Genomic DNA, 10,721 nt, shown 5'->3' with positions numbered 1-10,721 from the left:
GCGGGGCGGGGGGCGGGGGGCCCGGGGCCCCCGCGCCTCCTGTCCGCGAACGGTCACCCGGGTCGACCCGGCACCGCGCGGGTCAGATCCATCTCGGGTGACGAGCGGAGTCGTCGCGACGCGACGACGAGCACGACACCCGCTGCTCCCATGAGCGCCGCAGCTGCTGCGATGGCCACGGGGTACCCGATGCTCGCCACCACCGCCGGTCGGAGCCCACCCAGGATGTTCGAGGCGACCGCCGTGGCCGTCACCGAGGCGATGGCCAGCACCGGTGTGGTCAGCGAGGAGACGCGTCCCATCGACCCGACCGCGACCTCGGTCTGCAGGATGGGGCCCTGCGCGACGACGTACACGGAGAAGGCCAGGCCCGCCAGCAGCATCAACACCGCGGCGGCTCCGAACGACCGCACCGCCGCGTAGACCAGGTAGGTGGCGGACAGGATGGTGAGCGCGACGGCCATCGCGCGTTCCGGTCGGACGCGCTGTACGGCGGCCGGAGCCAGGAACGACCCCACGAGACCCCCGACGGAGAACATCGCCGACACGGTTCCGTACTGGAGGGGTGCGAGGCCGATCGTCTTGAGCGCGAACAGCGACAGCGTGGCGTTGTTCACGCCGAGTGAGATGCCGTAGCCGCCCATCCCGATGATGAGGAGTCGGAGACGGCGGGACCCCCACGCCGCACGGAGGCCGTCGGCGAGCTCGTGCCAGTACCGGTCACGGCGGCGGCCAGCGAGAACACCGCGTTCCCGCACGAAGGCCACCAGGCAGGCGGACACGACGAACGACAGTGCATCGACGACGAACGCCGGCCGCGGTCCGAGAGCCGCGAAGACCGCCGGTCCCGCCATGGTCGCCAGGATGCCCGCGCCCATGGTGGAGAAGACCGATCGGCCCGACGCGCTCGCTCGGCGCTCGTGGGGGATCACCACCTGGATGAGGGCACTCCGCGCCGGCGTGAAGAACTGCGACGCACAACTGATGAGCAGCTGCATCGCGATGACGACGACCGGCAGCACTGAGGGCTGCATGAGGAACGTCACGGCGATGAACGGCCCGTACAAGCCCGCGCGGACGAGGTCGGCAGTCATCATCACGGTCTTCGCCGGCCACCGGTCCACCCAGACACCCACGAACGGCGTCAGCACGATCTTCGGCAAGGCGGTGGCCACCACCACCCCGCCGATGAAGAGCGGCAGCTGGGGGTCGTCCGCCGCGAGTGTCGTTGCCAGCCAGACGGTGATCGTCGACGCCATCAGGTACTCGCCGATCGACGAGAGTGCCTGCGCCGACCACAGCAGGCCAAACGAGCGGTTGATGGTCAGCCGGGACAGGCCCGCTGCAACGATGGTCGTGCGCCCCATTGCCCTCCCCCGTCGCTGACGATGTCGGACAGGAGGCGCGGTGCCAGCTGGCACCGAGCCTCCTGTCCGGTACGGACTGCTGGACTACTTCAGCAGGCCTTCCTTGGTCAGCCAGTCCTTGGCCGCCGTCGAAGCCTGGGCCTTCTCGCTGCCCTCGACGCGGTTGCGGAGCGCGATGAGGTCGTCCGTCGTCAGCTTCGCCGAGATCTTGTTCAGCGTCGAAGCGAGCTTGGCGCTGTAGATCTTCTTGTTCAGGAACGGCAGGACGTTCTGCGCCGCGATCAGGTTCTCCGGGTCCTTGAGCACCTGCAGCTTCTCGGTCACCAGGTCGGGCGACGTCGTGTAGATGTCGGCAACCTGCACCGTGTTGTCCACGAGTGCCTTGACCGTGTCGGGCCCGCCGTAGTCCTCGATCGACTTGAACGTCACCTTGTCGACGCCGTACGTCGACTTGAGGCCGGGGATGCCGTACGGCAGCGTGCCGAACTGCGGGTTGGCGCCGAGCGTGAACGGCTCGATCTTCGACAGGTCGGAGATCGAGGTCAGCCCCTTCTCCTTCGCCATCTCCTGCGTCACGACGTACGCGTCCTTGTCCTGGGCCGGGGACGGCTCGAGCACCTGGAAGTTGCTCGGGATCTCGGTCTTCAGGGCGGCGTCGACGTCCGAGGTCGTCTTCGCACTGGCCTTGGTGTCGTAGAAGAACAGCAGGTTGCCGTTGTACTCCGGCATCAGGTTGATCGACCCGTCCTTGAGCGCGGGGATCGTGGTCTGGCGCGGGCCCAGGTTGAACTTGGTCGTCACGTCGAACCCGGCGTCCTTGAGCGCCAGGGCGTACATGTTGCCCAGGATCTCGCTCTCCGGGAAGTTGAACGAACCGACCACGATCGGCGTCTTGCCCCCGCTGGAGCTGTCGTCGGACGATGCGCCCGTGGGGTCGGAGGTGGAGCAGCCGGAGAGCGCCACGATCGCGCCGATCGCCACCACCCCCGCCAGGATGCGTGTTCTGGTGCCTGCTGTGAACATCAGTGGTCCCTTTCGTCGACGGCGGATACCGTCACCGCGCGACGCCGGGATGGCAGCGAACGGACGTGTGTGCGACGGCGGCGGGTCGGAGCGTGCAGGCCGCGTCGGGTGAGGTGCTGCACGAGCGCGAAGAGCCCGTCGATCACCAGGGCGAGCGCGGTCACGAGCAGCGCACCACCGAGGATGAGGTTGTTGTCGTTCAAGCTGATGCCGGTCGAGATGATCGCACCCAGGCCGCCCAGCGAGACGTACGACGCGATCACGACCGTCGCGATGACCTGCAGGACGGACGCGCGGATCCCACCGATGATGAGCGGCAACGACAGCGGGACCTCGACCTTGAGCAGGATCTGCAGCTCGGTCATCCCGACCGAACGGGCGGCGTCCACCGTCTGCGGGTCCACCGACTCCACGCCCGCGTACGCCCCGGCCAGGATCGACGGGATCGCCAGCACGACGAACGCGATGATCGACGCGATGAACGCCGTCTGCGTGAACGGCACGGTGTACCCGATGATGACGAAGAGCGTGCCGAGCAGACCGAGCGTCGGCAGTGCGCGCATCGATCCGCTGAAGCCGATCACGAAGCCGCGTCCGCGTCCGGTGTGCCCGATGTACAGGCCCAGCGGCAACGCGATCACGGCGGCGATAGCCACGGAGATGAACGTGTACAGCAGGTGCTCGAGGAGTCGGTCCTGGATCGGGAGCGGTGTCTGCAGTCCGGCGCGGTAGTTCGCGGGGTCGAAGAGCCAGGCGAGGGCACTGAGGAAGAACTGCACCGTCAGGCCCCCTGCTCGATCGTCGCCAGCACTGCGCGTCGACGCGTCCGACGGGTCGTCCGGCGCGACCACGGCATCAGGACGCGCCCGAGCAGCACCAGGATCGCGTCGAAGACCAGCGCGATGACCAGGCTCGCGACGACGCCGACCAGGATCTCCTCGAGGAACTGCCGCTGACGCCCGTCGGTGAACAGGAAGCCGATGTTCGCGGAGCCGACGAGCGCACCGACCGACACCAGTGCGACGGTGCTGGCGGACACCACGCGCATCCCGGCAAGCAGGACGGGACCCGCCAGCGGGAGCTCGACCGTCCAGAACCGCTGCCAGGCCGAGTAGCCGACCGAGGTCGCCGAGTCGATCGTGTCAGCGGGAACGGCGCCGAACGCGTCGGATGCCAGTTTCACCATCAGGGCGACCGCGTAGACGGTGAGCCCGACGACGACGTTCACGGGGTCCGTGATGCGGGTGCCGAGCAGGTACGGCAGGATCACGAACAGCGGCAGGGACGGGATCGTGTAGAGCAGACTGCCGCCGCCGACGATGATCGAACGGATCACCTGGAACCGGTTCGCCACCCAGCCCAGCGGTACGGCCACGACGAACCCGAGGACGATCGGCACGGCCGCCAGCGCCGTGTGCGTCACGGTGAGGCCCCAGATGAGCCCGAAGTTCGTGGTGATCCAGTTCAGGTCTGCATCCCAATCCTCGTCGGACAGCCGGCGGATGGGACCTGAGGGTCCCGCAGGGCTGCTGCGTTCGTCTGAGAATAGCCGGACCGCGCGGTTCTGACCGCGCAAGAGCCGGGACGCGCCATCGCGAGCCGTCCCGGACGCCCGCGGCATGCGGTGACTGCTGCGGGACCGTCGGGCTCGACACTTGTAGACGACTGGTCTAATAGCTTGCTATGGTCGTTCCATGCCCACGACGGAGACCGACACCCGGCAGCACATCCTCGACACCGCACAGCGACTGATGGCCGGCAAGGGCTACACCGCTGTCGGTCTCACCGAGGTGCTGTCGGAAGCCGATGTCCCGAAGGGGTCGTTCTACTACTACTTCTCGTCGAAGGAGGCCTTCGGAGCAGCACTCATGCAGAGCTACTTCGCCGACTACCTCGCCACGATGGACCGCATCGCGAGCGACACCACCAAGACGGGGGCCGAGCAGCTGCAGGAGTACTGGCAGCGGTTCTACGACCTGCAGTCGTTCGACGACTGCCAGGGGAAGTGCCTGGTGGTGAAGCTCGCCGCCGAGGTATCGGACCTGTCCGAGCCCATGCGACTCCAGCTGGTCAGCGGCACGGACGGCATCATCCACCACCTCGAGCGGATGATCGCGACCGGCGGGCGGGACGGCTCAGTCCCCGTCGACGACGACCCGCGAACGCTCGCTCAAGAGCTCTACGACGCATGGCTCGGTGCCAGCGTCATGGCAAAGGTCCAACGCACCACGGCATCACTGCAGCGAGCCTTCGACCTCACCAGGTCACGCCTGCACATCTGACCCACCGGGCCCCGGCCCGGTGTTCTTTCCACAACTACTAGACGACTGGTCTAATACTTAGGAGTTCATCATGACCGACGACATCTTCTTCCTCGACGCGAGCGAACTGGCCGCGCGCATCAGGTCCGGCGAACTGACCTCGGTGCAGGTCGTGCAGGCGCACCTCGACCGCATCGCGGCCGTCGACTCGAAGATCAACGCGATCGTCACCGTCAACGAGAACGCGCTCGCAGAGGCACAGGCCGCCGACGACGCTCTCGCCGCCGGCCAACAGGTCGGCCCGCTGCGCGGGGTGCCGTTCACCGTGAAGGACTCCATCGACACCGCAGGCGTGCTGACCCAGCGCGGCTCCCCGATCTTCCGCGGGCGCACCCCCGATGCCGACGCGGTCAGTGTCGCCCGGATGAAGCGCGCCGGCGGGATCCTCCTCGCCAAGACGAACCTGCCGGAGTTCTCGTACTCCACCGAGAGCAACAACCTGCTCTCCGGACGCACCAACAACCCGTGGAACCTCGACCGCACCTCCGGAGGCTCCAGCGGCGGCGAGTCCGCCGCGATCGCAGCCGGCCTCAGCCCGATCGGCCTCGGCACCGACCTGGCGATCTCGGTCCGCGGCCCCGCGTCCCACACCGGCATCGCCGCGATCAAACCCACCCACGGCCGCATCCCGATGACGGGCGTCTGGCCGCGGGTCCCCCGCCGTGACTGGCACGTCGGCCCCATGGCGCGCACCATCCGCGACCTCGAGCTCGGGTACTCGATCATGCGCGGCCCCGACGGCCAGGACGGGTTCGCCATCACGCCGAACTCCGTCGACACCGGCAAGCGCGACGCCACTCCCGAACAGCTGCGCGTCGCGTGGTTCACCGACTCGGGCCTCGGGCCCGTCGACCCCCAGGTCGCGGCCACCGTTCGCCAGGCGGCGGAAGCGCTCCGGGGCGCCGGTGTCCACGTCGAGGAGATCGACATCCCCACGCTGCACCGCGACAACCCGCTCGCCCTGTTCAACAAGCAGCACGTCATGGAGCTCAAGCCGGCGATGGCCGAGGCGACAGCGGGCCACGAGGACGAGCGCTTCACCATGTCGACGACCATGCTCGCGACCCCCGACACGTCCGTCGAGGACTACGTCGCGGCCGAGCAGGGCTTCGAACGGATCCGCGACGCCTACGCCCAGGTGTTCACGGAGTTCGACGCGGTGCTCTTGCCCGTGCTGCCCATCCCGGCGCACGAACACGACGCGACGGAGTTCGTCATCGACGGGCAGACCGTCGACGCCACCCACATCCAGACCTTCACGGTGCAGTTCAACATCACCGGCATGCCCGCCCTGTCGATGCGCTTCGGCACCAGCTCCGACAGCCTGCCCATCGGCGTCCAGATCGCGGGGCCGTGGCACGCCGAGTCGACCGTGTTCGCCGTCGCGTCGCTGCTCGAATCCATCAGCCCCGTCCGCGACCAGCACCCCGAGTTCTAGGAGCAACAGGTCACGCACGTCGTCATCATCGGCATCACGGGCGGGGTCGGGTCGCTCCTGGCGACGGAACGTCCGGCACCGCGACACCGTCAGCGATGGTCCGGACAGGAGGCGCGGTGTCAGCTGACACCGCGCCTCCTGTCCGGAGCACCAGCGGGAGGAACGCTGACAGCCGGCGTCACGGGGTCGTGGAGTCCAGGGCCAACCGTCAGACGGCAAGCGTGCTGAAGAGGTTCACGACGTTGCCGTCGGGGGGCGCTCACACCGGCCGCGACAGGTCGAGGGCGGCGAAGTCGCCATCGACGTCAGCGACCTCGAACTCGAACTCGATGAACACCGATGTCGGCCTCAGCTTCCTCCGCAACCACCCTCGTGCACGAGTCGCAACCGGCTCACGAGGCACCTTCGACTGTTCGAGCAGGCGTACCGCCCCGTCCCCGGACGTCAACCAGAACTGGTCCCGAGGAGAGCCGCCCCCAACCCGCGGCGCCGGGATTCACCGTCGGAGAGCGCTTCACGGCGGCTCATGGCCTCGAGTACGGGCGACGAGCACACCCGAACACGATTCGAAAACGGCCAGGTCGCGAATCGGTCACGGACCAAGTCCCGGGGTGGACCCATCGGTCTTTCCTGTGTGAGCATTCATCAACGCGGCGCGGGGCGTCCTGGGGCGACGAAGCCGAACAGCACCTCGTGACTGCGCTCTCACGGACAAGGGGAATCCATGAATCAGACATCCGAGACGGCAGCAACGAAGCGCCGTCGACTGGGAACCATCACCGCAACGGCAGTCGCAGTGGCAGCAGCACTCATCGCCATCCCGAACGTCGCGCACGCCTACGCCTACGAAGGGCCCAAATGGCCCAGCGGGAACCTCCGCATCTACATGAACACCACATCCGGCAACTACCGGACCGCCATCAACCAGGCGTCCGCGAACTACACATCCGCGACCGACGTGAACCTCACCAACACCACCGCTGGCGGTCCCACGTTCTCAGCAGCAGACGTCAACAACGGCGCCGACGGCTACGAAGGCTTCACCAACTGGTTCTCCCCGAACGGCCGCACCGAATCTGCGCACGCCATCCTCAACCGGTACTACCTCGCCGGGAAGCCCACCGCTCAACTCAAGGTCGTCTGGCTGCACGAACTCGGCCACGGGCTCGGCCTCGCCCACGTCGGTCCCCTCGCCCGCGTGATGCACGACCCAGCCTCCGGCGCATATGGAGCAGGGGTGCGGAACCTCACCTCCGACGAAGTCGCCGGCATCAACAACAAGTACTAGGGGGACGAGACCATGAAGACAACAAGCACCATCGCCATCGCCGCAGCCGGACTCCTCACAATCGGGCTCGCCGGATGCGCCGACGCATCCGGTTCATCCGGATCCCGAGTCAAGCTCTACGACTCCGTGCCCACCCTCGCCGGCGACAGCAGCATCGTCATCAGCGGCACCGTCGAAAGCCAGAAGACCGCCAACGACATCCCCAACGGCGGCGACTTCACCCTCTCCACCGTCGAGGTCGCAGCTACCGCGAAGTCGGACGCCGCACACCCAGCAGGTTCATCCGTCGTCGTCCGCCAGCACGGAAGCCAGAAGACGCCCGGCCCCGGAGCGCTGCTCGAGACAGGGAAGACATACCTGCTTTACCTCACCCCGTCCGGGCTCGACGGACAGTTGGCGAGCCAGTTCTACATCACCGGCGGGACCGCAGGTGTGTACGAGACACAGCAGAACGCCGGCGCACGCTCCACCGGCAACGTCACCGAAGACACCGAGTTCACAAAGGCGCCCAGCGACGAAGGAGACACACTCCCCACCGAGCTCACCCTCGCCGATGCACTGAACGGCTGACACGGCACATCGACTCAGAAGGCCGGCGGAGAACACTCCGCCGGCCTTCTGCACGCCCGCGGCGCTCCCACAGCCCCTTCCACCCAAACGTAGCGAATGACATGTTGTCGCTGCCGACCTGGTGCGTTTGCCCGCGAAAGGCAATACGGTGGACCGTATGAATGGGACACGAGGATTCGCCATCGTGGCAGCAGCAGGCTTCGCCCTTCTGGCGTTGTCGGGGTGCTCCGTCGAAGGGTGCAGCACCTCGGCGCAAGCGCCTCCACACGTGCTCATCAACCCACCCGCATCCTTTCCGGGACATCCGCATTCAGTTGTCCACGCCTGCGTCGATTCCCGATGCACCGATGTCGCAGCCGGTCATGTCGGGTCCCTAGGCGTTCCCGATGGCAGGTCCGCTAACGTCGCGGTCTCGGTCGAGTCCGGTGGCACTAAATGGTCGAGCAGCGAGGTCTCAGTATCGATGAAGGAGTTGGGCAAAAGCCCTAGCGCTTGCGGCACTTCCCCGAGCAACATCGCGGGCGCCCTGACCATCAATGCCGACGGCAAGGCGAAAGACGCGCCGGCGCAAGCACGCTAGCCTGGCCGGCGCGTCTTCGTGACTAGCAGCGGTCTTGCACGCCCTGGTCGGTGACGGGCATCGAGAAACTCCCGGTGGAGCTCATCGTTCCGGGGTTGATCAGCGTCTTCCCGTTGCATCCGGTCACCTTGCTTACCCAGGTGGGTTTGAGAGCGGCGATTTTCTGCAGCGTCGGGTCGTTTGCTGCATCGGGGTGTTCGGCGAGAATGTTCGTCGGCACGAGAGCTCGTGCGCCGTAGTTCGTGAGTGATTGAGCGTCCGGAACAAGTGTGTTAGTTCCCACCGGGCAGGAATCCGCGGCGGCCGCGACGTGCGATACAACGAGCGGCGCTGCTGTTGCAGGAGCGGCTGACAATGTCGCAGTCACCAGGATTCCGGCTACCGCGAAAGCGACTGAAACCCATCGACCACGTGAAACTGAATGTATTTTCAAGGATTCCCCCCTTAGGAATGGTTCGAGGATTGCCCGACCGGGGCAATAGCGCATGTCGGCGTTGTAGCGGACACGGAAAAGGTTGTTGCGTACCCCGATGTTTCCCACATTTATGTCTGAGGGAATTACCAGCAATGCGGCTCCGCGGCTATGTCATGGCACCCGGGAACGACAAAGGCCGGCGGACACAACTCCGCCCGCCTTCACAAGCCCCACCCGTACGCCTACGCCGCCTGCCCCGCCGCCTTCTCACGTGCGTCGAGGTCGACCGCGTTCGTGGACGCGACCCGGAGGAACTCCGGCGGGATGACGCACTCCACCGGGATGACACGACCGGACAGGTCCGAGTACATCCACACCGACCCGCGGAGCACCTTCCGAGTGCGGGCGTCACGAAGCGCCTTCATCGAGTTGTAGTTCGGCGCCGCGTACTCATCGTTGCCGTACGCGGCCATCGTCGCCGACGCAGTCACCCGCGCCATCCGTTCCGGAGTCGGCTCGATACCGAACAGCTCCATCGCAGCCAGTGCTTCCTTCTCGTCAATGATGGGGCCGACGAACCCGCGGCTGATGTAGCCGGCAAGTCCCGCCTTCGCGGCACCAGAGATGTCCTGCGAGAACAGGGTCGGGAGCACACGCTGTGAACGGGCGAGACGGCCGAGCACGCGTCGCCTGTCAGCCGCCGCGGTCTGGTTCCGGCGGCTCCGGACGAACATCCACCGTCCGAACCTCGCCCTCGGACGTCAGCAGCACCGGAGCGGCACCGTGAGGAAGACCCTCGCCACGGAACACCGGCAACGCATCCGACGAGCACTCGTTCAGCAGCTCCGCGAACCACTGCTGGTACTCCGGATCCGACAATCGTCCACGACCATCCAACGTCGACTCAAGCGCCACAGCAATCGCCTCCGCCATCATCGGTTCGCTCGGGTCATGTGGGAACGGCATCGACCAGTCCTCCGACCCGACGTAGATGCAGAGGCGGAACGGCCGCGCGCTCCGCCTCCAGGATTCGAACCCGGACCTAACGGCACCAAAGGCCGTCGTGCTGCCATTACACCAAGGCGGAACACCCACGAATGGGCCCGTCCATCCTCCCATGACCGGAGCGGTGGCCGTGCGCCGCGGTTCCGGCCATGATGGACGGATGCCGCCAGAGGACGAAGTCGACCGGATCGTGGCGGCATGGGGTCGGCAGCGCGACGACCTGGACTTCGCACCGCTGCAGGTCCTGTCGCGGGTGGACCGGTTGGCGCGTCACCTGGACCGGGCACGGCGGGCGGCGTTCGACGCGAGCGGCACCGAGCCGTGGGAGTTCGACGTGCTGTCGGCACTGCGGCGTGCGGGCGAGCCGTTCGAGCTCAGCCCGAAGACCCTGCTGCAGCAGACCCTGGTGTCGAGCGGCACGATGACGAACCGGGTCGACCGACTGACCGAGCGTGGGCTGGTCGCACGGCGCACGGATCCGAAGGACGGACGCGGCATCCTGGTCTCGTTGACCGAGGCGGGGCGGACTGCGGTGGACTCGGCGATCGCGGACCTGCTGCGGGCGGAGCGGGACATCCTGGCCGGGGTGTCCGCCGACGAGCAGGACCAGCTGGCCGGGCTGTTGCGACGCCTGATCCTGGGCCTCGGCGACTGACCAGGCAGCGAAGGAACGCGCGGCCGGCCGCGAACGGCGGACAGCGGCCCGAGTAGCCT

Annotated in this window: 12 protein-coding genes and 1 tRNA gene; 5 read left to right on the top strand and 8 right to left on the bottom strand. The window is 67.0% G+C overall.

The window, feature by feature from the left end; all coding sequences use genetic code 11:
• Nucleotides 1-53: 53 nt before the first annotated feature.
• The 4 genes from MT346_RS16405 to MT346_RS16390 all read right to left on the bottom strand — a co-directional run bounded on the left by MT346_RS16405 (nucleotide 54) and on the right by MT346_RS16390 (nucleotide 3,813).
• Nucleotides 54-1,367, bottom strand: a complete 1,314-nt coding sequence (locus MT346_RS16405; protein ID WP_243564159.1) for an MFS transporter — start codon at nucleotides 1,365-1,367, stop codon at nucleotides 54-56.
• 84 nt (nucleotides 1,368-1,451) lie between these two features.
• Nucleotides 1,452-2,390, bottom strand: a complete 939-nt coding sequence (locus MT346_RS16400) for an ABC transporter substrate-binding protein (RefSeq protein WP_243564158.1) — start codon at nucleotides 2,388-2,390, stop codon at nucleotides 1,452-1,454.
• The gene (locus tag MT346_RS16395) at nucleotides 2,390-3,169 is read right to left on the bottom strand and encodes an ABC transporter permease (RefSeq protein WP_243564157.1); all 780 of its coding nucleotides are present in this window, start codon (nucleotides 3,167-3,169) and stop codon (nucleotides 2,390-2,392) included. The genes MT346_RS16400 and MT346_RS16395 overlap by 1 nt, the downstream gene beginning before the upstream one ends.
• Before the next feature lie 2 nt (nucleotides 3,170-3,171).
• Nucleotides 3,172-3,813 carry an ABC transporter permease subunit gene (locus MT346_RS16390; RefSeq protein WP_308221916.1) on the bottom strand — a complete coding sequence of 214 codons (642 nt, stop codon included), beginning with the start codon at nucleotides 3,811-3,813 and terminating at the stop codon, nucleotides 3,172-3,174.
• A 271-nt stretch (nucleotides 3,814-4,084) separates the two neighbouring features.
• Here MT346_RS16390 and MT346_RS16385 point away from each other — a divergent pair, with 271 nt between their 5' ends.
• From MT346_RS16385 to MT346_RS16370, 4 genes are all read left to right on the top strand, one after another.
• Nucleotides 4,085-4,672, top strand: coding sequence for a TetR/AcrR family transcriptional regulator (locus MT346_RS16385; RefSeq protein WP_243564156.1), 588 nt, complete (start codon nucleotides 4,085-4,087; stop codon nucleotides 4,670-4,672).
• Between the two features lie 70 nt (nucleotides 4,673-4,742).
• Nucleotides 4,743-6,149: an amidase gene (locus tag MT346_RS16380; RefSeq protein WP_243564155.1), complete on the top strand. Its 1,407-nt coding sequence runs from the start codon at nucleotides 4,743-4,745 to the stop codon at nucleotides 6,147-6,149.
• A 724-nt stretch (nucleotides 6,150-6,873) separates the two neighbouring features.
• Nucleotides 6,874-7,437 (top strand): matrixin family metalloprotease, encoded by a 564-nt coding sequence (locus MT346_RS16375; protein ID WP_243564154.1) that lies wholly within the window; start codon nucleotides 6,874-6,876, stop codon nucleotides 7,435-7,437.
• A gap of 12 nt (nucleotides 7,438-7,449) precedes the next feature.
• Complete coding sequence (locus MT346_RS16370; protein WP_243564153.1) at nucleotides 7,450-8,007, top strand: hypothetical protein; 558 nt, start codon at nucleotides 7,450-7,452, stop codon at nucleotides 8,005-8,007.
• Nucleotides 8,008-8,609: 602 nt separating this feature from the next.
• Here the strand turns inward: MT346_RS16370 and MT346_RS16365 are convergent.
• The 4 genes from MT346_RS16365 to MT346_RS16350 all read right to left on the bottom strand — a co-directional run bounded on the left by MT346_RS16365 (nucleotide 8,610) and on the right by MT346_RS16350 (nucleotide 10,089).
• Nucleotides 8,610-8,807 carry a hypothetical protein gene (locus MT346_RS16365; protein WP_243564152.1) on the bottom strand — a complete coding sequence of 66 codons (198 nt, stop codon included), beginning with the start codon at nucleotides 8,805-8,807 and terminating at the stop codon, nucleotides 8,610-8,612.
• 437 nt (nucleotides 8,808-9,244) lie between these two features.
• Nucleotides 9,245-9,685 (bottom strand): hypothetical protein, encoded by a 441-nt coding sequence (locus MT346_RS16360; protein WP_243564151.1) that lies wholly within the window; start codon nucleotides 9,683-9,685, stop codon nucleotides 9,245-9,247.
• Nucleotides 9,686-9,695: 10 nt separating this feature from the next.
• Nucleotides 9,696-9,968 (bottom strand): hypothetical protein, encoded by a 273-nt coding sequence (locus MT346_RS16355; protein ID WP_243564150.1) that lies wholly within the window; start codon nucleotides 9,966-9,968, stop codon nucleotides 9,696-9,698.
• A gap of 49 nt (nucleotides 9,969-10,017) precedes the next feature.
• A tRNA-Gln gene (locus MT346_RS16350) sits at nucleotides 10,018-10,089 on the bottom strand.
• Between the two features lie 78 nt (nucleotides 10,090-10,167).
• Between MT346_RS16350 and MT346_RS16345 the strand changes: the two genes are divergently transcribed.
• Nucleotides 10,168-10,662, top strand: coding sequence for a MarR family winged helix-turn-helix transcriptional regulator (locus MT346_RS16345; RefSeq protein ID WP_243564149.1), 495 nt, complete (start codon nucleotides 10,168-10,170; stop codon nucleotides 10,660-10,662).
• Nucleotides 10,663-10,721: the final 59 nt, after the last annotated feature.

Origin of the sequence: Curtobacterium sp. VKM Ac-2922 (assembly GCF_022815645.1) — a bacterium.
Lineage (GTDB): Bacteria > Actinomycetota > Actinomycetes > Actinomycetales > Microbacteriaceae > Curtobacterium.
This window is presented reverse-complemented; position numbering and strand designations above follow the sequence as displayed.

Excerpts from the sequence above, each read along its gene's own strand:
- MT346_RS16405 (WP_243564159.1), bottom strand. The coding sequence starts at position 1,367 with ATGGGGCGCACGACCATCGTTGCAGCGGGCCTGTCCCGGCTGACCATC.
- MT346_RS16400 (WP_243564158.1), bottom strand. The coding sequence starts at position 2,390 with ATGTTCACAGCAGGCACCAGAACACGCATCCTGGCGGGGGTGGTGGCG.
- MT346_RS16385 (WP_243564156.1), top strand. The coding sequence starts at position 4,085 with ATGCCCACGACGGAGACCGACACCCGGCAGCACATCCTCGACACCGCA.
- MT346_RS16380 (WP_243564155.1), top strand. The coding sequence starts at position 4,743 with ATGACCGACGACATCTTCTTCCTCGACGCGAGCGAACTGGCCGCGCGC.
- MT346_RS16375 (WP_243564154.1), top strand. The coding sequence starts at position 6,874 with ATGAATCAGACATCCGAGACGGCAGCAACGAAGCGCCGTCGACTGGGA.
- MT346_RS16370 (WP_243564153.1), top strand. The coding sequence starts at position 7,450 with ATGAAGACAACAAGCACCATCGCCATCGCCGCAGCCGGACTCCTCACA.
- MT346_RS16355 (WP_243564150.1), bottom strand. The coding sequence starts at position 9,968 with ATGCCGTTCCCACATGACCCGAGCGAACCGATGATGGCGGAGGCGATT.
- MT346_RS16345 (WP_243564149.1), top strand. The coding sequence starts at position 10,168 with ATGCCGCCAGAGGACGAAGTCGACCGGATCGTGGCGGCATGGGGTCGG.